Raw genomic sequence first — 26,434 nt, 5'->3', positions numbered from 1 at the left:
TATGTGCTACAAACTTGGCATAAGACTATCAATAATCGGCTCGAGAGGCTGCTCACAAATACTAATGCCGATGTTGCTTAACTTGCAGGAACGAAAAAGCCCTCGAATGAGGGCTTAGAAAGAGTATGTGAACATATTTAATGGTGAGCGGTTAGGCGACCATTTCATCGCTGAACAATTGGGCATGGCCAATGCCATTAAGAGCGCAGCTTTCGTCGACATCCGAGACATCACCGCTGACGCCAACGGCACCTAGCACTGTGTTTTCCGAATCTCGTATCAGTAGCCCTCCTGGAACTGGAACCATATTACCGTGAGCGAGTACGTTCACTGCGGAGATAAACGCAGGTCGATTGTCTGCATCCTGTGCGAGTTTGCGTGATGAACACCCTAGTGCCAATGCACCCCAAGCTTTTGCGACCGCGATGTCTGGTCGCATCATGCTGGAGCCATCTTGTCTCTGTAGAGAGATGAGTTTCCCTCCACTGTCGAGCACGGCCACTGTGAGTGGAGCACTGTTGGTTTTCTGTCCCGCCTGAAAAGTACCATCGATGATGGTTAACGCCTGTTGTAGTGTCAAACTTCCCATGTTATCTCCTAATCTTTGAGTTGACCTATGCTTTGGCTGCTCCCTTTAGCAACTCATAGCTTGGTAAGGTCAGGAAGTTGGCAAAGGTGTCTGCCGTAGATAGCTCATAAAAAAGGTCAGCAGTTTCTTTAAAGCGACCTGCGGCATAACGAGTATCGCCAACTTCCTGTTGGATAGTGTCTAGCTCTTGATAGAGCCATTTATGAAATAGTTCTGCGGTAAAGTTCTGACCATCATCGAGCGATACGCCATGGTGAATCCACTGCCAAATGTTGGCTCGTGAGATTTCCGCTGTCGCCGCGTCTTCCATTAGGCCGTAGATTGGCACACAGCCATAACCACGAATCCAAGCTTCGATGTAGTACAGAGCAATACGAATATTTTTACGCACACCCGCTTCATCTCGTGTTCCGCTACATGGTTTTAGTAGCAAAGAAGCGTCGATGGTGTGAGTCGGGCTTTCAAAGTCCATTTGGTTTGGCTTACCGCCAAGGTTCTTGTCGAAGATAGACATCGCCAGATCAACCAGTGCCGGGTGCGCTACCCAAGTACCGTCGTGACCATTGCGTGACTCACGTTCTTTATCTTCAATTACTTTCGCTGTCACGCGCTCCATCTCTGCTGGGTCTTTGGCAGGAATGAATGCCGACATACCACCCATCGCTAACGCGCCGCGCTCATGGCAAGTGCGCACTAATAGTTGGCTGTAAGCGTTAAGGAACTCTTTATCCATGCCGATGCCATGGCGATCTGGCAGAATGCGATCTTTGTGATTTTTGAGTGTTTTAATGTAGCTAAAGATGTAGTCCCAGCGTCCACAGTTCATTGCAACGATGTGGTCACGCATTGCATACAACATTTCTTCCATCTGGAATACAGCTGGCAGGGTTTCAATCAGCACTGTCGCACGGATTGTGCCGCGCTCTACGCCAAAATGATCTTCAGTGAAACTAAAGATATCGTCCCACCATTGTGCTTCTTCCATGCTTTCTAGTTTAGGGATGTAGTAGTACACACCTAATCCTTGCTTAGCGCGGGCTTGGTAGTTGTGGAAGAAATACAGTGCGAAGTCCATCAGACAACCTGCAATAGGTTGGCCATTGAATTGGATAGATTGCTCTGGCAGGTGCAGGCCTCGTGGTCGAGCAATCAAAAGTGCAGGATCGGAATTCAGCTTGTAGTGCTTATCTTTTTTATCATCGTAGTAGCTGATGGTTCCAAGGTTTGCGTCACGTAGGTTAATCTGGCCCTCCACCATATTTTCCCACGTTGGTGACGACGCATCTTCAAAACAGCACATGAATACTTTTGCGCCAGAGTTAAGAGCGTTAATCACCATTTTACGGTCGACTGGACCTGTGATTTCAACACGACGGTCAAGCAGCTCTTTTGGCGGCGTTGCGACTTTCCATGACTTATCATCACGGATCGCTTTTGTATCCGCGCGGAAATCCGGTAGGGCTCCCGCATCAAATTGAGCTTGCTTTTCATCGCGCGTTTGAAGCAACGCATCACGGCGTGCACCAAACTTATTTACTAGGGTTTCTAAGAAGGCTAATGCCTCTTTGGAAAGGATTTGATCGTACTCGGCATTCGCAGTGTCACCGAGTACCTGCATACAGGCATTTTGGCCAGCGTCTGCTTCTCTGTCCGTAACATCGTTCAAAATCATTGCTCGTCTCCTTTAAACAATACCTTTCGATTTTGTATACAAAAAATAAGTTACAGGAATACTTATATTGGAAATTGTGTAAACAATCAAAGGGTATTTAACATTTATTTTTCATTCGTAAAATTTCAAAATTATTTTTACGTAAAGATATTTTATGTAAAGCCAATGTGGCTAGGTTTTATGGGGTTAGTAAGCACTTAGGGTTAATGCTCTATGTTGTAAAAATGTTGATTTTGGGGTTGCGTAATTGCCGATATGCTTTCATAGTACACAAAACAAGTTTGAATTGTATACAATCGAAACTGGAGGTTCGAATGGCAAGAATGAAAGCAATCGAAGCAGCGGTTGAAGTACTAAAGCGTGAAGGAGTAGATATCGCTTTTGGTGTTCCAGGTGCAGCAATTAACCCTATGTACGCAGCAATGAAAAAACTGGGTGGCATCGACCACGTCCTTGCGCGTCACGTAGAAGGTGCATCGCATATGGCGGAAGGCTATACACGTACTAATGATGGAAACATCGGCGTATGTATAGGTACTTCGGGCCCAGCGGGTACAGATATGATTACTGGTCTTTACTCTGCGTCGGCGGACTCGATTCCAATCCTTTGTATCACAGGTCAGGCGCCGCGTGCTCGACTACATAAAGAAGATTTCCAAGCCGTAGATATTGAGTCTATTGCAAAACCAGTGACTAAGTGGGCAACCACTGTACTAGAGCCAGCTCAGGTGCCACGTGCTTTCCAAAAAGCATTCCACCTAATGCGTTCTGGTCGCCCTGGTCCTGTGCTAATTGATTTGCCATTGGATGTTCAGTTAACTGAAATCGAATTCGACATCGATACGTATCAACCGCTTGAACCATACAAGCCAACGGCGAGCCGTGAGCAAGTAGAAAAAGCAATGCAAATGATGTGTGAGTCTGCAAACCCAGTCATCGTTGCTGGTGGTGGTGTCATCAACGCAGGTGCGCCAGAGTTACTGCAGCAATTTGCTGAAATTACCGGAGTACCTGTTATTCCAACGCTTATGGGCTGGGGTTCTATCCCAGACGACCACGAGCTAATGGCAGGTATGGTTGGTCTGCAAACTGCACACCGTTACGGTAACGAAACCCTATTGAATTCGGATTTCGTATTCGGTGTTGGTAACCGATTTGCAAACCGCCACACAGGTTCGCTAGATGTATATACCAAGGGCCGCAAGTTTGTTCATGTAGACATCGAGCCAACACAGATTGGTCGAGTGTTCTGTCCAGATTTAGGCATAGTGTCGGATGCTAAAGCGGCCCTTGAACTTATGGTTGAAGTTGCGCGTGAGTGGCGCGATGCAGGCAAGCTTCCTAATCGCAGCGAGTGGGTAGGTGAGTGTCAGCAACGCAAGGCAACCATGCTACGTAAGACGCACTTCACGGAAGCACCAATTAAGCCAATGCGTGTTTATGAAGAAATGAACAAAGCCTTTGGCCGAGAGACGTGTTACGTAAGTACGATTGGTCTATCGCAAATTGCTGCGGCTCAGTTCCTACATGTGTACAAGCCACGTCACTGGATTAACTGTGGTCAGGCGGGCCCATTAGGTTGGACAACGCCAGCTGCTCTAGGTGTGAAAGCTGCTGATCCAAGCCGTGACGTTTGCAATCTCGGGTGACTACGACTTCCAATTCATGATCGAAGAATTGGCGGTAGGTGCGCAGTTTAACCTGCCATACATCCACGTATTGGTGAACAACTCTTTACCTAGGCCTAATCCGTCAAGCGCAGCGCCAGTTCGATATTGATTACTGTGTACAACTTGCGTTTGAAAACCAAAACGCGCCAGAGCTAAATGGCTACGGTGTTGACCACGTAACAGTTGTTGAAGGCCTTGGTTGTAAAGCGATTCGTGTAACCGACCCAGAGCAGATGCAAGAAGCTTTCGCCCAAGCGCGTGAGCTAATGAACAAGCACAAGGTTCCAGTTGTTGTAGAGGTGATCCTAGAGCGAGTAACCAACATAGCAATGGGTGTGGAGATTAATGCGATCAACGAATTCGAGCCGCTTGCCGAGAGTGGCGATGATGCACCGACAGCCTTGTCGAACCAATCCTAGTGTTGCTGGATTTCGTGGCTCACCCAGCGTGAGCCACCAATTCTCAGCAATTCACTGCACGGAACAGGCTGACTCTACTAAGCAACATGAAGAACAGCCAAAAAGAACCAACAAGACTCTATTAAAGAGCCTCAAAAGAAAGGACAAAAACATGCCGAAATTTGCTGCAAATTTGTCGATGTTATTTACCGAAGTGGACTTCTTAGACCGCTTTGATGCTGCCGCTGATGCTGGGTTCCAAGGGGTAGAGTACCTTTTCCCATACGCGTTTAGCGCACAAGAGATTAAACAAAAGCTGGAACAAAACAACTTAGAGCAAGTGTTGTTTAACCTACCAGCTGGTGATTGGGATGCTGGTGATCGCGGAATCGCTGTCGACCCAAACCGTATTGAAGAGTTTCAAGCAGGCGTGCCTAAAGCGATTGAATACGCAAAAGCGCTAGGTTGCTCTCAAGTGAACTGTTTGGCGGGTATCGTGCCAGATGGTGTGACAGAACAAGATGCGCACAACGCGTTTGTGATTAACCTGCGCTTTGCGGCTCAAGCCCTAAAAGCGGAAGGCATTGCACTTGTGATTGAAGCAATCAACACACGCGATATTCCAGGCTTCTTCCTTAACACAACCGAGCAAGCGAAAGCGGTTATCAAGGAAGTAGGCAGCGACAACATTTCTGTTCAGTACGATATCTACCACATGCAGATCATGGAAGGCGATTTAGCCCCAACTATGAGCGCAAACATTGGTCAAATCGCACACGTTCAGTTAGCGGATAACCCAGGACGCCACGAGCCGGGTACCGGTGAAATTAACTACCCGTTTGTGCTTAAGCACCTAGACGATCTTGGTTACCAAGGTTGGGTGGGGTGTGAGTACAAACCAAAGACAACAACGTCAGAAGGCCTTGGCTGGCTTACTCAGTACCGCTAATTGCGGTGGCATTAGCTGCATCAATACAGCTAAACATCATGTTATGGAGAACTTAAAATGAAAATTGCATTTATCGGTACAGGTATCATGGGTAAGCCTATGGCGGCGAACCTACAAAAAGCGGGTCACCAACTAGTATTCACAGACCACTTTAACCCGCCACCAGCAGATCTTGTTGCTGCAGGCGCAATCGTGACTCACTCACCTAAAGAAGCGACAGAACTGGCAGATGTGACCATTCTAATGGTACCGAACACACCGCAAGTTGAAGACGTACTATTTGGTGAAAACGGTGTTGAGCAAGGTCTAGGTTCAAACCCAGCAAGCAAACTCATCATCGATATGAGCTCAATCTCGCCTATCGCGACAAAAGCGATTGCGGCACGTGTGAAAGAAAGCGGCGCTCAATACCTAGATGCACCAGTATCAGGCGGTGAAGTGGGCGCAGTTAACGCGACATTAAGCATTATGGTAGGTGGCGACCAAGCCGCATTCGACCAAGCTCGTCCACTATTCGAAGTGATGGGTAAAAACATCACACTGGTTGGTGAAAGCGGTGCAGGCCAAACGTGTAAAGTGGCTAACCAAATTATCGTTGCACTGAACATTGAAGCGGTATCGGAAGCGCTAGTATTTGCTTCTAAAGCAGGTGCTGATCCAGCACGTGTTCGTCAAGCACTACTAGGTGGTTTTGCTAGTTCTAAAATTCTTGAAGTGCACGGTGAGCGCATGGTTGAAGGTACGTTCGACCCAGGCTTTAAGATTGCACTACACCAGAAAGATCTTAACTTAGCACTGACTGGTGCAGAGCAACTAGAAGTGGCATTACCAAATACAGCCAATGCACAAGAACTGTTTGAAGATTGTGCAGCAATGGGCGGTGAGAACTGGGACCACTCTGCGCTAATTAAAGCGATTGAGAAACGTTCTGGTCACTCTATTCGCAAGTAGGTTCGCCTACACAAAGCAAGTGTTACAAAGGTAGGGTAAGGCAGAGAAGTTATTCCGTTTCTTTGCCGGTACTTAAACCGCTTAACTAGGTTTTGAGCAGCCTCACCGGGCGGTTTAAGTATCATTTTTTCCTCATAAATCGCGTAGTTTCGTCTCCTTTTATGCGCGTTCCCGTTGTAAAGACAAAAGTTGAAGTCGGGCCTTCCTCCACTTCATTCTTAGCAGGCGCTTTTGTTTTCACATCGGGATTTTTTCTTTCTCTATTCGGAATCTATCAACTAAGGAGTGGCTGATGGACATCGACGCTAAACAGTTTCTACACACCCTTTTTCAAAGCGCAGTCAACCAAGCATTACCTACTGGTCATATCGAGCAGTACCTTCCTGAATCTCTGTTTTACAACTCAGCCAATCATGGTGGCAGAACCGTAGTGATTGGTGCAGGCAAAGCTGCGGCTTCCATGGCTCTGGAGCTAGAACAGGTATGGCAGCGCCGCAAACAGCAAGACTTAGCCATGGGCGAACTGGAAGGGTTAGTAGTGACTCGTTACGGCCATACAGCACCCTGTGAACAAATTGAAGTCATTGAAGCGGCGCACCCAGTTCCTGATGCCATGGGGCTAGAAGTGGGCCAACGCGTGGTTGAGTTGGCAAAAAGCTTGAATGAAGAAGATACGGTTATTTGTCTGATTTCTGGCGGGGGTTCCGCGCTACTGAGCCTACCTGCACCGGGAATTTCATTAGCTGAGAAGCAAGCGATTAACAAAGCCCTGTTGAAGTCGGGTGCTGCGATCGATGAAATGAACTGTGTACGTAAGCATCTTTCTGCGATTAAAGGCGGTCAATTAGCAAAACTCGCGTATCCAGCGCAAGTAATTACGCTTGCCATCTCCGATGTACCGGGCGATGATTTTAGTGTGATTGCGTCTGGACCAACGGTACCAGATAGCACGACACGCTTTGATGCTTTAGCGATTCTAGAGCGTTACGACATTGATATACCTACATCGGCATTTAACTGGCTTAATAGCGAAGAGTCGGAAACGGTGAAACCACAAGATGAATGTTGGTCTCGCTGCGTCAATCACTTAATCGCAACACCACAAATGTCGCTCGATGCGGCGGCTGCAGAATCAGAAGGGCTTGGTGTTCGCGCCTATGTACTGAGTGATTGCATTGAAGGTGAAGCTCGTGAAGTAGCGAAAGTGCACTCTGCCTTGGCTAAGCAAGTCGCGCAACAAGGGCAGCCCTTCGAAAAGCCATGTGTCATTATCTCTGGCGGTGAAACTACGGTAACGGTTAAAGGCAATGGTCGAGGGGGGCGTAACTGTGAGTTCTTGCTTAGCCTATACAATGAGTTAAAAGGCGTCGAAAACATCTACGCACTGGCGGCCGACACGGATGGCATTGATGGCGTCGAAGACAACGCTGGAGCGTGGATTACGCCGCAAACCTGGCAAGATGCACAAAGCAAAAACTTGAAGGCGGAAGACTACTTAGCCGACAACAATAGCTATGATTTTTTTGGCCAGACAAACTCATTAATTTTTACTGGCCCAACGCTTACTAACGTCAATGACTTTAGGGCAATTTTGGTGCTTTAACTAAAGTCCCGTTACATAGATTTTAAAGGCACTTGCACAATGTTGTGCGAGCGCCTTTTTTTATGGATTATTGTCCTGAATAATCCACTTTCAGCATTATATAGTGAGGTGTTTCTAAATAAATTTGAGTACGTAATGTGATTGCGGTCACGTATGGATGTAATTGATAATTGATCTCATTCGTATTTAAGTGCAACATGCGCGCCTTATTGGGATTTTGCATATTTTGGCGCGTTTTATGAAATTGATGAATGGTGTTTGTCTGTCGCTTTCCATGATCGTATTGCCTGTGTTCGCACTGGGTGATTACGATTGGCTTAGGGATGATACCCGCAGTGATGCTCGCGTAAAGCAATTTCTAGTTGAGCAAAATGCTTATGCAAAACAAAACCTTGAACCTGTTCGAGGGCTCTCTGAACAGCTGCTAAAAGAGTGGAGAATTGGCAGCATCACAAAAGCTCGTCGCCCTTGGATTATCAAAGGTCAATTCGAATTCGCAATTCAAAAAGTAAATGGTCCACGAACCTTGTTACAACGCGAGTTATCGACGGGCGCCGAACGTTCATTACTCGACATCGAAGCTAGAGCTACGTTGCACAGTTACTATCAACTTGGGGCATGGAGCCTATCACCTGATAAACGTCTACTTGCTGTGGCGGAAGACATCACAGGCAGTGAATCTTACCGAATCTCGCTCATTAATCTTCAGGACGGCTCGGAAACCACAGTGGCGACAGGCCATGATGCAACGCTGATTTGGGGCTCGGATAGCGCAAGTCTATATAGCGTGGCGTTAACTGGAACTGATGCACGGCCATCACGACTAGTCCAATATCACTTGCCGAGCGGTAAGCACAGTGAGCGACTAATTGAAAAAGATCCCGGTTGGTTATTGTCTGCGTATCAAGCCAGCAATCAAAGCTATGCGGTGGTTCAAGCCAACAATGAGAATACCAGTGAGCAGCGACTACTAAACTTGAGCACTGGTGAACTTTCTTCACCAGTTCGGGCGCGTACAGAAGGTACAGAGTACTACCTAGACGTGACTCAAGACACCCTGTTTGTGAACAGCAATCATCAAGGGACATTTGCACTCTATCGCACCAGATTATATGGGAATGCGCAGCCAAATCAGTTGGATTTGACTGCTGAATGGCGACCGTTTTCTAATTTAGGCGTGCAAGGGGCGTTGAGAAACTTTTACTTGTTTGATGGCGGCGTAGTACAGGTTATCCAAAATCTAGGACGTGAAACACTTGTCATTTCTGGGTTTGACGGGAAGGTGAAAAATCATGTTGAACTTGTGGAGTCAGGACGCGTTGGTTGGGTAGGGCAAGTCGGAGACTTTAGCAGCAATACTCTTTACATTCGCAGTATGTCAATGATAGAGCCACCTACATGGCGCAAGCTTGACGTTGTAACTGGGGTTGTTTCTTTGACAAGCCAAGACCTTTACCCAAACTACAGCCAGCTCGATTATCGCACTCAACAGATCACGGTTCGCTCCGGAGAGGTAGATATTCCAGTTACATTAGCTTATAAGCCATCAGCGCTTAGCAAAAAATCTGGGGTACTTATCTACGGTTATGGGGCGTACGGTTTCACGATGAAACCTTATTTTATGCGCCAGACAATTTCACTGTTGGATAAAGGGGTAATCTATGCCGTAGCCCACGTTCGTGGTGGCGGCTATTTGGGCTCTCAATGGCATGAATCGGGAGTGGGGATTCATAAGCAAAATGGAATCTCAGATTATCTTGCTGTGGCTAGAGCGCTGACACAATTTAAAGGTGGGATGCGCCCAATCGCTGCGGTGGGGTCGAGTGCGGGTGGAACCATGATTGCGGCGGCGATTAACCAATCTCCAGAAGTGTTTACTACGGCGGTACTCAATGTTCCGTTCGTTGATGTGGTTGCCAGTATGTCTGACGCATCATTGCCACTGACGGCGCAGCAATACCGGGAATGGGGAAACCCAAATGAACCTAGTCAGCGCCAAGCAATGTTAGCTTACGATCCAATCCACAACGTAAAGCCACAAGCTTACCCGTCTCTTTTGGTTCGTATTGGCTGGAACGATAAGCGAGTCCCTTACTGGGAAGGCGCTAAGTACCTTTCGTTAGTCAAAGACGCAACGACGACCAGTCGTACTCAATTGCTGGTTACCAATTTTAACAGTGGTCATAGAACGGATTCTCGGCACGCTCTAGAGCAACAGGCTATGGATTACGCCTTCTTAATCAAACAAATACAACAAGCTGACTAATCGGAGTCATTAATGAAACTCTCTCTCGTGAATGCTGCTGTGCTGACTGCACTGGCGGCAGGCCAAGTGCATGCTGAATCTGACGTAATTACTTTTGAAGAAGTGGTCGTTACAGCCAACAAATATGAAGAATCGCTATCTGAAACGGCAGGGTCTGTGGCTGTGATTGAAGGTAAAACCTTGCAAAAAGAAGGTGCGACGGAGCTTTATGATTCATTAGACAAAGAACCAGGCGTGAGTGTAACGGGAGGAGCAGGTAGGCCACAGAACATTACTATTCGTGGTATGACGGGCAACCGAATTGTCATCGTAAAAGATGGTATCTCGTTGTCAGATGGTTTCGGAGCAAGCGATCTCAATGACAGCGCCGGAAGAAATTCTTTCGATGTGTCATCTTTGAAGCAAATTCAGGTCGTCAAGGGAGCAAGCTCAACCAGCTACGGTTCAGGCGCAATCGGTGGGGTAGTGATTTTACAATCCAATACACCTGAAGATTTACTTGATGGAGAAAACTTCTATGCAGACGTGAACGGTACCTATACGGGGATTAGCAACAAATACCGTGGCAGTTCTAATCTTGCATTCCGTTCCGGCAACACTAGTAGCCTACTGAGCGCGGCATACTGGATTGGGGAAGAAACCCGCAATTATCAGCAAGATTTGTACAACCGAGAAGTAGACGGTGTTAGCGCAGAATACGCGATTCATCACCAAGTAACTGATCAGTGGTTGATGAAAGCCAAGGCAGAGATGTACTCAGAAGCGATGGAAAGAGTAGAGGGAACGGCTTCTATTCAACCAGACGGTATTTGGAGCATCCAGGACTTCTATCAAGAAAATACCACAGAGTCTTACCTGTTTTGGCTAGGTGCTGAGTATCAAGCGGAACACGCATGGATGGACAAGCTTGATAGCAAAATCTATTACCGCAGCACTGAGTTTGAAGAATACAACAATCGCCTCATGTCACGAGAGAACCTAGGTATCACGGAGCAACGACGAGAACAGCAAAATCGTTCATTCCGAGATGAACTGATTGGTTGGTCTGCCGATTTTGATAAAGAGATCGATGCTGGTGATATCTACCACACCTTGGTTTACGGAGCGGTGATTGAAACCGCTTTTCATGAAAGACCCGTTAATAAGACCGTGTCGGATTGGAATGGTACATCTGAAGCGAACTCCTATCCATTTGCACCAGCGCGTACGTACTCAATGGGTATGTTTGTTCAAGATGCCATGACCATTCAAAACTGGACGGTGATGCTAGGGCTTCGGTTTGATGCTCACCAACTGACTGCGGATAAAGAAGACGCAATTGGCGTTGATGGGCTAGAAGACAACAGCAGCACTGAACTGTCTCCAAGTGCATCAATTGCGTATCAGTTCACACCTAATTTCAATAGCTACCTGAGCTACAAGCACGGTTACCGTGCGCCTGAATACGACAAAGTGTATGGCTATGCGAATCACGACTTTGTGCCAATTACTCCGTTCGTTGTTTTGCCTAACTATCAGTTAGAAGCGGAAACCAGCGACAGCTTTGAACTTGGCGCGAAATACGACGATGGCTCATTGCGGGTGTATGGCGCTGTGTTCTACAACATGTTCGAGAACTTCATCGATGTCGTCGATACTGGGTTTAACCAATCAACTGGGCTATTTGAAAAACGTTACGAAAACCTAAGTGATGTGGAATCGTATGGTGCAGAGGCGACCATTGAATACCTAATTGCTCGTGATTGGACCGTGTCGAGCAAAGTTGGCTGGGTAGATGGTAAAGATGCAAATGATGAGTATATCCGCTCCATCACACCACTAGAAGGGAACGTGGGTTTGGATTACGACGACAGTAAGTTCAATGGCTACCTGCGCCTGAACTGGGCTGATGCGATGGACCGTACGCCAAGCTGTGCCGATACCTTAGGAATTCAAACGGATTGTGCGCAAACTGCGGGTTGGGCGACGGTTGATCTCGGCATCGGTTACGACTTCAGTAAGGACTTCTATGTTAACGCGAATCTAATCAATGTGTTCGACAAAGAATATGTGCGTTATCAGGATGTTGCTGGTCTCATTGATTCGCAAACTCGCTTCTCGACCGAGCCTGGTCGCTATTTCACAGTGAATGCACATTATGCATTCTAAGGTCATGAGTATGAGTAAACTATGCTCTGCAATAGCGCTTAGTATTTTCTCTCTTTCTGCTCTTAGCGGTGAGTGGGATTATCCAGCAGGCAATGAAACCGTTTCTGATAGCGCAGCAGCAGAAAACTACGTTGAGAGCCATTATCCAGAGCTAGAGGGAGTGTCTCATCGTTACACGACTGATAGTCACTTAGGCTTTCAGTATAACTTCGATATTACAGACGATGGAGAGTACAAACACCAACGCACCATTGTCGTACATACCGATAAATCGGGGCTGGTACAGCGAGTTTATAAAAGTTTCGCCGACACAATTCTCATTAATGGCGAGCCTTCCACATCCGCTGAGCTGGAAGCGCCGAGAAGGTTAAAAGCAGAAGAACCACCAGAGCTGTCTTCTGGAACTTTGGTGACTGCGACCGTAAATATCGTAGACCCAGACTTGCGCACCATGGATAAGATGGATGCGCCTGATTCGCCATGGACAGACGTATCTGACTACCCCAATGCCGCGCAATTTAATGATGCTGAAGTAGAGGTGCTAAGCAGTGGAGGGAAGTTCTATCTGTCCAATAGTCGAGTCACTCAAGTTGATGCTGAATATTTGGAAGAACAGGATCCAGATACAGGTTTATGGTCGCAAAGTGGCAGTGCTTCTTTTCTTGCTCAAGAGGGGATAGCGGAGTTTGACCAACTGTCAGACCTAAACAACTTGACCTTTGCAAGCGAAGATTTCACCCAAGTCATGGCCTTTTACCATCTAGACCAATCGATTAGGTATCTTGAGTCGTTAGGATACAACTTGTTCTTTGAACCCGTGGTATTCGATGCGAGAGGGCTAGCGAACGATAACTCCAGTTACTTTTATGGCCCAAGTGCAGCCATGTTTGGTATTGGAGGCTCTCCCGATGCTATCGATGCCGATATTGTTATCCATGAGTTGGCACATGGTATCCATTACCAAATCGTACCTGACTGGGGCTACGGACACACGGGTGCCATGGGAGAAGGGTTTGCCGACTATTGGGCTGGATCGTATAGCTACCGAAAACTCTATGAAGAGGGCAGTGAGTTTGAAATAGATACCGTCTTTAACTGGGATGGCTATTTCGGCACACGCATCTCAACACGAAGTTTGTGGAATCAAAGAGCAAGGTATTTCGAAGGCAGTGAGTATCGCGCCCATGTCAGCGTGGCCGGAGAACTTGGCGATGAGCTTTGGTCTACTCCCCTGTTCCAAACCCTAAAGCAAGCCGTGGAACTATACGGTGAACCTGCATTCGCTGAAATCGATACCCTAGTGCTTGAATCGATGTATGGCCTTGGCCGTGGTATGAAAATGCACGACTTAGTTGAAAGCATGTTGTATACCGCGAATGCGCTTTACCCAAGCAGAGACTATCAAGCTTTACTCAAACAGAATTTTGCTGTTCATGGGCTAGTTAAAGAACCATTTAAAGTTGAATTGGACTCACGATTTGTAGACCAAGATACAGAGCCACAGATTCGTATTTTGGCTAATGGTCGACAAGCTAAAATAGATGGCGCAGTGACTGCCATGAGTGGTAGCAGAAGCAGCGTGACTTCTGAGAAGTTTGATGCCATTAGCCGCAGTGTATCTATTCCCACATCAGCTACGTGTGGAGAGTCGTTTTCAGTTAACACGGACTTAAATTATCAGTACGAAGACGATCTACAGACTTTGAACTGGGTGAATGAATCACAGTTTGTTTATGGGGTGCCGCAGCTTAACCAATCACCTATCGAGCAAAACTCGTTGATTCCTGATGCGCAAGTCTCGAATTCAGGTGGCGTGAACTATGGCTTCAAAAGCTTCAATTTCATTATCAATGATGACAGTGCAGTCATCGATGGTGACCTTGGTGTGGTGGTGAGCTTCGAACATTCCGAGCTATCTGATCTTCAGGTGGTACTGGTGAGCCCAACAGGCACACGTGTCACTTTGCTTGCCAACGAAACATACTCGCAAACTCATCGCGAGCTTACGTGGGTTTCATCTCACGACGAGGTTATTGAACCTTTTAATGGCGAAACGATGCAAGGGACATGGAGACTAGAGGTAACAGACTATACACCAGACGATACTGGGACACTGCAAGAGTGGACGATCGGCCGAGTGGAAAGCTACAGCTGTACTCAAAGCAAAGACAACAACACTAATAACAATGACTCAGGAACAGGTGGTGGAGCGATATCTTTGCTTAGCCTGTGTTTAGCTGGGCTACTTTTCTGGCGTCGTGAGCGCAACGCAAAACATAATCATTAAAAGTGAAGATCATGAAATACCAACTATCCATAATCGCAGCAGCGCTTTTGCTGGCTGGGTGTAATGGCTCCGGGTCTGACAGTTCTGCAGATACCAGTGCACCAACGTACTCTGTGTCCGGCACGATAACGGCTCTCTCTGCACAAGGTGATGAAAAAGTCTGTGCTGATTTGAACGGCGACTTTGCTTGTTCATCGGACGAGCCTTCGACTACGGCAAACAATGGCGAATACACCATCACCAGTACCAATAAGTCGATACTGCAGTCACCGATTGTTGCTGAGTTAGCGTCGGGCTCAGCAACGGCTTCACGCAATGTAAGTAGCTACAGCAGCGTTTCGGATTCACTCCTAGTTGCACCTGCTCAGAACCAAGAAACGGGTAACGACATCAATGTAATCACTACGTTGGTTGCGAGCCAAGTTGCGGGTGGCGCGAGCATCAGTAGTGCGATTGAAGCGGTCAAAACCCAGCTGCAAGCAATAGGGCTTCCGGCCACTGACGATCTAATGTCTGAAGGTGGTGACAACGACTACCTAACGCTAGAAAAAAACCTGCTGACAATTATTGGCGCAATGGACAAAGCCAACACTGATTTGTCATTGGTCACTATCGCTAGCAACCTTTCCGAGTATCAAGCAACACTGCTTAGCGATACGTTAACCGATGAAATGGTCAGTCTAATGGTCTCGGACATTAACCTTGTGAGTAAAGTTGCGCCTCTAAATGATACCGGTGTGACTCAATACTTCTCAGATAGCGGAGACAGTAATGACTCGCCAGCGGATTATCCTGGCCAAGATGCCGAGTTTGGTTTCGATAATACTGATGGGGGCTTTAAGTTTGTAAAACTTGATAGCCAAGGAGAAGCGTTAGCGGATGATGCAACAGAATGGTCATGTGTGAAAGATGAGCGTTCAGGGTTGGTTTGGGAAACCAAAGTCGATGACGCCGACTCACCTCAGTACAAAGATCGTTTATTCGTGTATCAAGTTTCTGGCAAATTCGAACCTTATAGCGAAGATATCGATGCGCTTAATTGCAAATCAGGGGATGGTATCTGTAGCACTGAGGAATACGTTGAATACGTGAATACACAGCAAGTGTGTGGTGTTACCTCGTGGAGATTGCCGACATTTAGTGAGTTCTACAACCTTATCGATTTCGGTGAAACGGAGAAAGATGAAGACGATCGAGTCTATGGCTTAAATCGTACTTACTTCCCACGACAAACCGTCGTGAGCGATTTCGCGGAAGGCGAAGTGTGGACATCGACAGAGTTCTTTACTGAGTACGAAGAGTACAAAACTGATGGGGCGATGTACGTCGAAGTGATTCAAACCAGAGGTACGACAAGGGGCACGACTTACGCTGTTGAGATATACAGCGACCAAGTCGAAGCCGATTGGGGAACCTCCTACCAACTGCCAATTCGTTTAGTCGCTAACATGGAGTCAAACTAATGAAAACGTTATTTGTAAGCTGCCTACTTCTACTATTGCCGACTGTAGCGATGGCTGCTGTTCAAGAGTGCTCCATCGACATGGCAAAAACAGCGCCAAATGTGCGTTACGATTTTAATGACAATGGCACCATTACAGACCGTAAAACAGGTTTAACTTGGATGCGCTGCCCAATTGGTAAAACGTGGAGCAGCACCAACCAAACCTGTGAAGGAGACGGTACGGGCATGTTTTGGCAATCGGCTCTAAACGAAGTGCAGTCTATTAACCAAAGCACCAGCCATAATCTGTACCAATTTGCAGGTAAATCAACGTGGCGACTGCCGAATATCAAAGAGCTCGTGTCGCTGGCTGAACATAGCTGCCGTAAACCAGCGCTGAATGGCAAAGCGTTCAACGAGGCATTCCCGTATCAAACGACTGATGGCGATGTTCGCGCCTATGTGTGGAGTAACACGCTAGTGGCTGAAGCATCGGAGATTTTGGTGTTTGATGTACGAAATGCAGAGGTGGGCTCGTATGGGGTAAGCGCCCTTGAAGCCAGTGTATTGTTAGTAAGTGAAGACTAATCGACTCACTGTAGTCATCACTTAACCAATAAAAAAACCAGCCTTTATCGGCTGGTTTTTTATTGGGTGTCTTCAATAGGAAGCGACCAACAAACGTGAAGTTAAGTATGCTAGGGCAGGTTGGTGCCAGTAGAAAGATTATATCCCTCTGTGGCTTTATCCATCTGGGGTTTGCTGTTTACTGATAAAACTTTGGATCTTTTTAGGCGGTCTTTTTCGCGCTGGATGTTAAAAATTAATAACAATTAAATTGCATATTGCTACGTGTGCTTAAACGTAGTTAGGGTGAACTCATGCCTAAAGAAAATCCGGCTGAATGGTGGCAAAGAAGTGCTACCGAGCAATCTGCGCAGGAAAATGTTAGATACTATCAGGCGACAACAGATATGGAGGTCACGGAGCCTGTTGCGGGGCCAAGTGCTGTTCCTGCTGAGGAGTCTTTACCGCGATTGGTCCCCCAAAGTTTTTCCCAAGCGCCAAGTTATGATCCATTCGTCAATCTAACTGAAGATGAACTGAACTTCTTAGACAGCCTTGTTGACGATATGGATACCACTGAAAACAATGTAGCTGCCGCCCCTGTGCCAGAAGACGCCGACTTTATGTTTAGCGAAGCGGATATGGAAGTGCTGGCGAATGTAGCTGATGAGCTGCTAGCGGCCATATCACCTGATGTAGAGGTCGTCGAAGAGGTCGTCAATGTGCTGTCGTTTTCTGAAGCGGACATGATTGCGCACAGAAATAAATACTTTCCTTCAGCTCCGAATACCGCCGCAAGTTATTCTCAAGACAGTAGCAGTCTACCAACACTGCCTATGGGAAGAGGGCTTGCCGACTGTGGTCAGCACGCATCAGGAAGCAATGGCGGCGCTTACTTTGTGGGAACGGTCGCGCTCGATAACAGTGTTTCACCATTAAACTGCGTGTCACCAAGAGCGTTCCAACGAACATTCGCCCTAACTAGAGATCAATTTGTTGCCAGCATTACTCCGGCTAGAGCACAAGGCATTGCTTTCCTCATAGAAGCAACGGGTGCGTTTCACTACGGCAGGCTTAACCCGGATGGTAGCGTGTCTCAAACCGATGCTAACTTTTTTGGTCTGCTGAACAGTGAGCGAGAAGGTATCCAGCGAAGCACAATGGATGTCGTCACGCTTGAAAATAAAAAAGCCTTTGCGCTGTATTGCGACATGATTTATGGTGAAGCTGGCGTGTATTTCTATGTCTACTTCAATTAAACCGGTTTAACTGGCGTGTATTTCTCTATTGGTCACCTCTGCCATGTAAAGCATTTAAGGTGCTTGTGGCACATAAATGAGGCCTAGGCTGAATTTACAGCTATCTGCTTTTTATATATCTGTATTTAAATGTTATTTTAAGGGTTATGGATAATGGAATAAGTCTTTAGGGAAAGCGGTATGTCTAGGATCAGACAAAAGAATCAGGACTTAATTATTGAAGTGGCTTGTGAACAATTTGCTACTCACGGTTATGCGGCCACTAAAATGGTCGATATCGCCAAAGCAGCAGATATTCCCAAACCAAACGTGTTTTACTATTTCAGCACCAAAGACAAACTGTACTATGCGGTGCTGGAAACGGTCACAGAGCCGTTATTGGAAGCGTCAAAGCCAATTGAGCAGCTAGACGACCCAGTTGAAGCGTTGACTCAATATATTCAAACCAAACTGACCATTTCGCGTGATCACCCACACGCATCGAAAGTGTTTGCCAACGAAGTGATGTCGGGCTGTAAAGCCCTGCCGGATGATATTGGTCGAGAGCTGAAACAGCAGTCTCAGATGATTATCGACAAGTTCGCAACCTGGTCTGAGCAAGGCTTGATGGACAGTGTTCCACCACATCATTTGATGTTTACGATTTGGGCGGCGACCCAAACCTACGCTGACTTTAGCTGGCAGATCTGTAGCGTGATGAACAAAGAAAAACTTGATGAACAAGACTACGAACAAGCAGCGAGGTTCTTAGTTCAATTGGTGATCAAAGGGTGTGGCGTCAAGAGTTAACGACTCAGAGCTATTAGCATAAAAACACGGCCTATCGACATTTCGATAGGCCGTGTTTTTTTCTATTTTAAGGAACGGTGCTTTTTGTATTAACGAGGGCAGTCAAAGTTAAACTTTCTTGGAGCAATTATCTTTCTGAAGCTACGAGGTGACTGACTTCACAATTGTGTAAATCAGTTAATTCTTTCTTTTCAAACAGTTCGCATGGATTCGCTCGTAGCCCCCGTCAATACTCGGTTGATACTGATAATTTGGTCTATAGTGTAATGAGGCGGGGAGAAGCGAAATAGTCAACGACTTCGCTGATCTAGATACAAACTGCGAGCTGTAGCAATACAGTGGCGCAATTGAAATTAGGATGCATAGCATGAAGCGATGTAATTCCTACACAAGGAAGAAGAGCCAGCGTGGATTAACATTAGTGCTAATGACAATGAGCATGATGTTGCTCGTTGGTATTTCTGCGTTGTCGATCGATGTGTCACACATGGTCGTGAACAAAACACGCTTGCAAAATGCAGTGGATACCATTGCTCTGGCAGGTGCCACTATTGCCAATAGAACGTTTGAAGCATCGGACACAGAAACCGTTATCGTTGATGCTTATAACAAGATTCTTGCCTCACCGGGCAACGATGAAATCAAACTCGAAGCGTCGGAAGATGGCAGCGGTTTTAATCTTCTCGATATTGAATATTCTGACACTCCAAACAGTGGTTTTTCAACCACGTTCCCTTCAACTGCAGATAGAGTGTATGTGCGCGTACAAGTTAGCGGAGTCGATCTCAATGAGTTTTTCATACAGGCTTTCGGTTTGTCGAAAAACGTCTCTGCCAGTGCAGTCGCGGGGCCTGTCTTTGTTGACGGAACAACCAACATTCTGCCGATAGGCATGTGTGAGGGTGATGACCTAGGGCCATCAGGTTATGAGGTCGGTAAAGTGTATGAGATCAAAACAGGCAGCCAATCGGACGACCCAGATGGATTGGGGGCAGGTAATTTCCACTTGCTCGATGTGGGTAGTGGTAAATCGGCTGTAAGTGATGCGTTGGTTGGGAAAAATACGGTTGTGGTGTCGATTGGTGAAGAGATCGATTCTGAAACGGGTAATGCTGTTGGAGCAACGAGCAGTATCGATAGTCGTTTTGATGGTGCAACCGTCGATGGAGTCTACTACCCGCCAGATCTCATCACGACGGAGCCAAGCCCAGAAATCACCACGGATAACATTGAAGATCACAACGACTCTACTGCGCTCGATAAATGGACTTATGACGAGTACGTAATAGATACCAATACCTGTTTGAATGACCCGGACTGTATTTCGGAAAATGGCTCCGCGTGGAGAAGAGTGTTACCAGTACCTATATTGGATTGTGACTCAGCCTCTAAATCGGGCGGTAAAATAGAATTTACCGTAACCAGCATCGGATGCTTCTTTATGAGTCAACGCTATGAATCCTCTACGTCGAAAGGAAAGAAAGGGCAACAAAGTATTTTTGGTGAGTTTATTGAAACTTGTTCGGTTGTGGATGGTGGTGCGTCAGACACGGATACAGGGGTGAGCCGCATCGTACTGTTTAAAGATCCAACCTCTGTCGGAGGTGGGTCGTGATCAGGAAAAAGCAGCAAGGCCTCGCGGCAGTGGAGCTGGTAATTGGATTACCGGCGCTGATGTTGCTATTGGTTGGTGTGGTTGAGATTGCCCGAATTTTTGTTGAAATGAATACCCTCAATAAAGCGGTAAGGGTTGGAGCGCGATACGCTTCTACCGTATCGGATGCTTCAGGCTGTGGCCCAATCATTGGTGAGGAGGGCAACATTAAGCAGTTAGTGGTCTACGGTACGCTCAGCGACAGTACAGACGCGATACTGTCTGATTGGGAAACGACCGATGTGTCTGTCTCATGTGAGAATAACCTCTTTGTTACCGTCTCTGCTGATTATACTTTTTCCCCGATTTTTGCCGATACGATACCTAGCACTGAGATCTCGTTAGCCATACCTATGAATGCGTCAACTGTCATGAGAATCAGCCAATGAAGAAAATGAATGGTGTCACCGTAGTTGAGTTTGCAATGACTTCCACTTTCTTAATGTTAGTGCTACTCGCCGTGGTTTCCATTGGCCATTTCATGTACTCCATGCAGGCCGTAAATGAAGCGGTCCGTGCCGCAGCTAGAATGGCGGCAGTTTGCCAAGTAGGCGATGTGGCTGTGAAGAATTATGTTGCCAGCTATAGCTATATTTCGTCTATCGGTAGTGACAATATCGAGATTGAATACCTCGATGGCAGTAGCAATGTACTCGTAGGGCCTAGCCCAGAGGATGTACGGTTTGTGAGAGCCAGAGCGGTGAACCTTGATTACCAATTTGTCGCTTTACTTACGTTCTTGGGCGAGAACGGATTAATGGCACTGCCAAGCTTTGAGACGACTATTCCCAGCGAAAGTTTAGGGCTGGTACCAAACGATACAGATACCAACTGCTAGTCTTCGTGAGTAATAAACAAGGCGAAAAATAAAAGGGCGACAATCAGTCGCCCTTTTTATTTTACGTGCCGATTCAAACACGTTTAAGCAGAAAGTGCTTTCTTACCCAGCTTTGCTGCTGCGGCTCTATGGCGATGAAGAAGATCTTGCATATCCACGCCAACGACTTGTCCATCAAGGACACGCCATTTACCTGCGACCATCACTCGGTCGGCTTGTTGTGCTCCGCACAGTAGGAGCGCTGCAAGTGGATCGTGGCTACCAGAGAAGCGAATATCGTCGAGCTTGAACATTGCAACGTCGGCTTGTTTACCAATATCGAGCACACCAATATCGCTGCGCCCCATCGCGGCTGCAGAACCTGCTGTTGCCCAGCGTAGAGCGTCGGTATGGGTGACATTGGCAGAGCCGTATTGGAGGCGCTGCAAATACATTGCCATACGCACTTCTGCAATCATATTTGAGCCGTCGTTAGAGGCTGAGCCATCAACGCCTAAACCGACTTTCACGCCAGCGGCTTCTAGGTCGTTGTTTTTACAAATGCCCGATGCCAACATCATGTTAGACGTTGGGCAGTGGCTGATACCCACCCCCGCTTTTCCGAGGCGTTTGATCTCTTCAACATTGAAGTGAATGCCGTGTGCTAGCCATGTTCGGTCGTTAAGCCAGCCTACGTCTTCTAGGTAGTCCACTGGGCGCATGCCAAAGCGTTCCACACAGAAATCTTCTTCGTCGAGAGTTTCACATAAGTGAGTGTGCATCATCACTTGTTCTTGCTTGGCGATACGCGCTGTTTCTTTCATGAGTTCTGTGGTGACAGAAAATGGAGAGCAAGGCGCAAGGGCGATTTGAATCATCGCACCCTCATGATGCTGATGGTAATCACGAATTAACCGTTGGCTATCATCGACGATCACTTGTTCAGATTGAATGGTATGTTGCGGTGGTAAACCGCCATCATCGACACCTAGGCTCATTGAACCACGAGTAAATATCGCTCGGACTCCCAATTTCTGCGCCGCTTCAACTTGTAAGTCGATAGCATGCTCTAGGCCTGTGGGCAGCAAATAGTGGTGGTCGGAAGCGGTAGTACACCCAGACATCATCAACTCAACCAGTGCAAGCTCGGTTGCCACACTCATCATTTCTTCGTCGAGGTTTGCCCAAACTGGGTACAGGCTTTGTAGCCAATGGAACAGCTCTTTGTTGAGGGCGTCTGGATAGGCGCGAGTGAGAGTTTGGTAGAAGTGGTGGTGAGCGTTAATCAGCCCCGGTGTGACCACGTGACGTGATGCATCGACACTGTAGTCGACGGTGACACTCGGTTCTTGATTAAGCGCGACAAGTTCTACGATGGTATTGCCTTGAATAACAATGCCACCGCGGGCGTCTTGCTGTGTGCCAGTGTAGATTGCAAGAGGATGTTTAATCCAAATGGTTTCCATTCATAAGTATCCTTAGCCATCTCAGCCTTTTCAGGGAAGAGGGTCTTTGTCGTTTTTTAGTGAGTTAACGTCCGTGCATTATGCACGGACAGGAATTCGATTAATCTTGCTGTGCTTTAAGTGTAGCGGGTGCAACAGTGTCTTCCGCTTCTGCACTCTCATTTTTTTCAACCAGCTCTTGTTCAACCTGAGCTTGGCTTTCTGCCAGTGCTTCTTGCTCTTCTTTACTGCTCGATTTTGGCAATAGTTGGTGAAGTAGCACGGTCACAATCGTACCTGTGGTAATGCCCGAGTGAAGGAAGTTAGCAATGTCGTGTGGTAAGTGCTGCAATAGGCGTGGCTCAAATGTCACGGCTAATCCCGATGCCAAACCTACACAGATAACCAGTGCGTTACGTTTGGTGTCTGCGGCTTTGATCAGCATGCGAATACCTGCGTACGCAATCATACCGAACATAACAAAACCAACGCCGCCGAGTACCGGTTTAGGAATGGTTACAGCCAGTGCCGCCAGTTTTGGAAATAGGCCACCTAGAATCAGTAGGCCACCTGTTGCTGCCACAACGTAACGGCTTGCAACGCCTGTAATACCCACAATACCAACGTTTTGGCTGAATGACGCCAGTGGCATTGCTGTTAGGATTGAAGATAGAGTACTGCCGATACCGTCGCCGAGTAGGCCACGTTTAAGGTCTTTACCGTCCACTTTGGTGTGACAGTTGTTGGCTAGCGCCATGAAGTCGCCAGTGGCTTCGGCAATTACGACAATGTAAACCAAGCTCATGCTCACAATGGCAGAGGCTTCAAAGGTTAGGCCGTATTTCAAAGGTTCAGGACCGCCTACCCATGCTGCAGAGCTGATTTGTTCTAAGTCCACCATGCCAAGAGATAAGGCAACAATGTAACCGCCAGCAAGGCCAATCACGATAGCTGAAGCCGCCACCGCGCCTTTACAGTAAACCGATACACCAATCACGATACCCAGTGAAACAATAGCTAGAAACAGTTTTGGCAGTGTTGCGAACTCTTCACTGACAGCTGGAGCATCACCGACCCAGTTCATCGCAACCGGTAAAATAGTGAGTCCGATTAAGGTCACGACTACGCCACTGACTACGGTAGGGAAGAGCTTACGAACTTTGTCCATGTAGAAACTGGCTGCAATCACAACGAACGAGCCGACTAAAGCTGAGCCCATGATGCTGGATACGCCGCCATCTTTACCGATGGCAATGGCTACGCCTAAGAAAGCAAAACTCGACCCCATTACAACAGGTAAGCGGATCCCGACAGGGCCAATACCGATACATTGAGCAATGGTGACAATACCTGACGCAAGAAGCGCTGCGTTGATCAGTGAGACAATCTCTTCGCTAGGCAAGCCGATGGATGCACCCACAATCAGTGGAACGGCGACAATACCGCCAATTGAGGCCAGCATGTGTTGAAGTGCAAGTAAAAGGGTAAGACCGTGAGGCGGTCGTTGGTTCAAGGTGTACAGAAGTTTCATGTGCTGTTCCTCTAAGAGCTGTCCTTTTTGGCTCTCGTTTGGTTGAAAAACAGTGACTTCTACAAACTGCGTAGGGTCAACGTTGCTAACTTGAAAAGTTGCTGACCAGATAGATTCAAGTTAGTTGTAGGGATAAAGTGGCAGGGGGCAAGCCCCCGCCGACTTCATTAAGTGTTGATTTGTGTTACGTAAATACGGTGTTGAATTAGATGTAAATCAGTTTGGCAATGAAGATAGCCGTTAGAAGGTACATAGAGATTGATACATCTTTTGTTTTGCCTGTCGCGACTTTAAGCACCGTGTAAGTGATAAAGCCAAGCGCGATACCGTTCGCGATTGAGAACGTTAGTGGCATCATCAGAGCAGTAATTGCCGCTGGAGCACCGTTAGTGAAGTCTTTCCAATCAACGTGCTGCATGCTGCTCATCATTACGAATGCTACGTAAATTAGAGCGCCAGATGTCGCGTACGCTGGAATCATACCTGCCAATGGCGATAGGAAAATAGCAGCAAGGAATAGAGCCGCAACCACGATAGCAGATAGACCAGTACGAGCACCTGCAGCAACACCTGCCGCACTCTCAACGTAACTTGTTACTGGAGGACAACCCACACACGCACCAGCAACACTTGAGATACTGTCGGCTTTTAACGCCTTGCTAAGACCTTCAATTTTACCTGTCTCTTTGTTGATCAGGTTCGCACGCTCAGCGACACCCATTAGTGTGCCTGCTGTATCGAACATGTTCACAAATAGGAAGGCAAGGATAACGCTCACCATCGAGATGTTTAGTGCACCTGAAATGTCCATTGCCATGAAAGTTGGTGCGATGCTTGGTGGCGCAGAGAAGAAACCATTGTATTCAACTAAGCCAAGGCCCATACCGATCAGAGTAACACTTAGGATACCGATCAGAACCGCACCAAAGACTTTACGCTCACTCAGCACTGCGATGATTAAGAACGCAACTGCTGCCAGAAGTGCTTCTGGACGAGTAAAGTCACCTAAAGAGACCAAAGTGGCAGGGTTTTCAACAACGATGCCTGCTGTTTTAAGGCCGATAAGACCTAGGAACAGACCAACACCTGCAGTCATTGAAAAACGTAAACTTTCTGGAATACTCTCGATGATCCATTGACGGATCTTGTAGAAGCTCATCCCTACAAAGAGGATACCAGAAAGGAATACTGCACCGAGTGCAACCTCCCAGCTGTAACCCATTTCACTTACAACAGTGAACGAGAAAAACGCGTTGAGGCCCATGCCTGGTGCCAAGCCGACTGGCCAGTTAGCAAATAAACCCATCAACAAACAGCCGATTGCAGCACCAATACAGGTCGCGACGAACACCGCGCCCATGTCCATGCCTGAAGCCGCCATAATTTGTGGGTTAACAAAAATGATGTATGCCATAGTAGCGAAGGTTGTTACACCACCTAGCAATTCATTCTTTACACTGGTTCCATGTGCTTTGAGTTTAAAGAAGCGCTCTAGTAAACCACCAGAGTTCGATTCGTTGAGCACTTCTGCTTTGCTTTCATTCATTTCAGCAAGTCCTTTTAATTATGATTTCCTTAAATTGACTCCAGCGCCTTAAGGTCACTTAGATACAGCTCAATTTGTATTTCCTATTTCTTGGCGATACATCTTGTATGCCGTGGTATTGCTCGATTGCTAACGATTAATTAGCGCTTGGCAATACGTATTAGCTCCCGCGGTAAGTTGAAAAACTGTAAGGCGATACCAGTAGTGGTACGTGGTAGTGTGAATCTTCGTCGTTAAGGCCAAAGCGGATAACCACGTCATCTAAGAACGCGACGTCATCAAGCTTTACACCTTTGCCTTTAAAGTAGTCAGCGACGTGAAACACCAATTGGTATTTGCCTGCTTTAAAATCGTTGCCTTCGAGTAAAGGGGCATCAGTCCTACCATCAAAATTGGTCACAACAGTGGTGACAGGCTGATACTGCTCGCCGTCATAGCGAAAGAGTTCCACTTTAATCTCTGAACCTGGAAGACCGGCCATGGTATCCAAAACGTGTGTTGTGAGTTTTCCCATACTATTGCAGCGCTTAGCGCTCTCCTTACTAGTTACTCTGGTATTTCAAAATCTGGTAAATCATCACCAGCGAAACAGAAAATCTTGTATACAAAGACGCCTCTATTTCGTGTTGTCTGATACTAATATGTACACATTGGATACAATTAGTAAAGCCTATTGTTATAAAAATGTTACTTGTAAATAGTGCAATATTGCGGAATTGTGAACTGTAATTGATAGGGTTAAGAAGTGCGCTTGTGATTAAGTTATTGAAAAATAGCGATATGTTGAAAAAATGTAGTTTAATAAACAAAATCTTTACATTAAAATAAAAAATTGTATACAATGAATGT

General features: G+C 46.8%; 19 protein-coding genes and 1 pseudogene. 14 read left to right on the top strand and 6 right to left on the bottom strand.

Annotated features, from left to right (window positions below):
- Window positions 1-151 precede the first annotated feature (151 nt).
- A complete protein-coding gene (locus J4N42_RS19980; protein ID WP_252031526.1) occupies window positions 152-589 on the bottom strand; it encodes a GlcG/HbpS family heme-binding protein in 438 nt (145 codons plus the stop codon).
- Between the two features lie 25 nt (window positions 590-614).
- The gene (aceB, locus tag J4N42_RS19975) at window positions 615-2,258 is read right to left on the bottom strand and encodes a malate synthase A (protein ID WP_252034107.1); all 1,644 of its coding nucleotides are present in this window, start codon (window positions 2,256-2,258) and stop codon (window positions 615-617) included.
- A 317-nt stretch (window positions 2,259-2,575) separates the two neighbouring features.
- On the opposite strand from aceB, the pseudogene gcl reads away from it, so the two are divergent.
- The 14 genes and pseudogenes from gcl to J4N42_RS19905 all read left to right on the top strand — a co-directional run bounded on the left by gcl (window position 2,576) and on the right by J4N42_RS19905 (window position 21,084).
- A pseudogene (gene gcl, locus J4N42_RS19970) lies at window positions 2,576-4,350 on the top strand (glyoxylate carboligase).
- A gap of 151 nt (window positions 4,351-4,501) precedes the next feature.
- The gene (gene hyi / locus J4N42_RS19965; protein WP_252031523.1) at window positions 4,502-5,278 is read left to right on the top strand and encodes a hydroxypyruvate isomerase; all 777 of its coding nucleotides are present in this window, start codon (window positions 4,502-4,504) and stop codon (window positions 5,276-5,278) included.
- A gap of 57 nt (window positions 5,279-5,335) precedes the next feature.
- Window positions 5,336-6,229, top strand: a complete 894-nt coding sequence (locus J4N42_RS19960; protein WP_252031520.1) for a 2-hydroxy-3-oxopropionate reductase — start codon at window positions 5,336-5,338, stop codon at window positions 6,227-6,229.
- Window positions 6,230-6,521: 292 nt separating this feature from the next.
- A complete protein-coding gene (locus J4N42_RS19955; RefSeq protein ID WP_252031517.1) occupies window positions 6,522-7,832 on the top strand; it encodes a glycerate kinase type-2 family protein in 1,311 nt (436 codons plus the stop codon).
- 238 nt (window positions 7,833-8,070) lie between these two features.
- The gene (locus J4N42_RS19950) at window positions 8,071-10,098 is read left to right on the top strand and encodes a prolyl oligopeptidase family serine peptidase (RefSeq protein ID WP_252031514.1); all 2,028 of its coding nucleotides are present in this window, start codon (window positions 8,071-8,073) and stop codon (window positions 10,096-10,098) included.
- Window positions 10,099-10,110: 12 nt separating this feature from the next.
- Window positions 10,111-12,246, top strand: coding sequence for a TonB-dependent hemoglobin/transferrin/lactoferrin family receptor (locus J4N42_RS19945; protein WP_252031511.1), 2,136 nt, complete (start codon window positions 10,111-10,113; stop codon window positions 12,244-12,246).
- 10 nt (window positions 12,247-12,256) lie between these two features.
- Window positions 12,257-14,533: a proprotein convertase P-domain-containing protein gene (locus J4N42_RS19940; RefSeq protein ID WP_252031508.1), complete on the top strand. Its 2,277-nt coding sequence runs from the start codon at window positions 12,257-12,259 to the stop codon at window positions 14,531-14,533.
- A gap of 11 nt (window positions 14,534-14,544) precedes the next feature.
- Window positions 14,545-15,996 (top strand): Lcl domain-containing protein, encoded by a 1,452-nt coding sequence (locus J4N42_RS19935; RefSeq protein WP_252031506.1) that lies wholly within the window; start codon window positions 14,545-14,547, stop codon window positions 15,994-15,996.
- Window positions 15,996-16,565: an Lcl C-terminal domain-containing protein gene (locus J4N42_RS19930; protein WP_252031503.1), complete on the top strand. Its 570-nt coding sequence runs from the start codon at window positions 15,996-15,998 to the stop codon at window positions 16,563-16,565. Before J4N42_RS19935 ends, J4N42_RS19930 begins: the two co-directional genes overlap by 1 nt.
- A gap of 293 nt (window positions 16,566-16,858) precedes the next feature.
- Window positions 16,859-17,803: a hypothetical protein gene (locus J4N42_RS19925; RefSeq protein ID WP_252031499.1), complete on the top strand. Its 945-nt coding sequence runs from the start codon at window positions 16,859-16,861 to the stop codon at window positions 17,801-17,803.
- Window positions 17,804-17,983: 180 nt separating this feature from the next.
- Window positions 17,984-18,592: a TetR/AcrR family transcriptional regulator gene (locus tag J4N42_RS19920; RefSeq protein ID WP_252031496.1), complete on the top strand. Its 609-nt coding sequence runs from the start codon at window positions 17,984-17,986 to the stop codon at window positions 18,590-18,592.
- A gap of 367 nt (window positions 18,593-18,959) precedes the next feature.
- Entirely contained in the window at window positions 18,960-20,207 is a 1,248-nt protein-coding gene (locus J4N42_RS19915) for a TadE/TadG family type IV pilus assembly protein (RefSeq protein WP_252031494.1), read from the top strand.
- Entirely contained in the window at window positions 20,204-20,635 is a 432-nt protein-coding gene (locus tag J4N42_RS19910) for a TadE/TadG family type IV pilus assembly protein (RefSeq protein WP_252031491.1), read from the top strand. The genes J4N42_RS19915 and J4N42_RS19910 overlap by 4 nt, the downstream gene beginning before the upstream one ends.
- Entirely contained in the window at window positions 20,632-21,084 is a 453-nt protein-coding gene (locus J4N42_RS19905) for a TadE family protein (protein WP_252031488.1), read from the top strand. The genes J4N42_RS19910 and J4N42_RS19905 overlap by 4 nt, the downstream gene beginning before the upstream one ends.
- A gap of 83 nt (window positions 21,085-21,167) precedes the next feature.
- On the opposite strand, the gene J4N42_RS19900 is transcribed toward J4N42_RS19905, so the two are convergent.
- The 4 genes from J4N42_RS19900 to uraH form a co-directional block, all read right to left on the bottom strand.
- Window positions 21,168-22,529 carry an 8-oxoguanine deaminase gene (locus J4N42_RS19900; RefSeq protein ID WP_252031485.1) on the bottom strand — a complete coding sequence of 454 codons (1,362 nt, stop codon included), beginning with the start codon at window positions 22,527-22,529 and terminating at the stop codon, window positions 21,168-21,170.
- A gap of 100 nt (window positions 22,530-22,629) precedes the next feature.
- Window positions 22,630-24,039 carry a nucleobase:cation symporter-2 family protein gene (locus J4N42_RS19895; RefSeq protein WP_252031482.1) on the bottom strand — a complete coding sequence of 470 codons (1,410 nt, stop codon included), beginning with the start codon at window positions 24,037-24,039 and terminating at the stop codon, window positions 22,630-22,632.
- Between the two features lie 205 nt (window positions 24,040-24,244).
- Entirely contained in the window at window positions 24,245-25,585 is a 1,341-nt protein-coding gene (locus tag J4N42_RS19890) for an NCS2 family permease (RefSeq protein ID WP_252031479.1), read from the bottom strand.
- Between the two features lie 160 nt (window positions 25,586-25,745).
- Complete coding sequence (gene uraH, locus J4N42_RS19885) at window positions 25,746-26,099, bottom strand: hydroxyisourate hydrolase (protein WP_252031476.1); 354 nt, start codon at window positions 26,097-26,099, stop codon at window positions 25,746-25,748.
- Window positions 26,100-26,434 lie beyond the last annotated feature (335 nt).

Source organism: Vibrio sp. SCSIO 43135 (assembly GCF_023716665.1).
Lineage (GTDB): Bacteria > Pseudomonadota > Gammaproteobacteria > Enterobacterales > Vibrionaceae > Vibrio > Vibrio paucivorans.
This window is presented reverse-complemented; position numbering and strand designations above follow the sequence as displayed.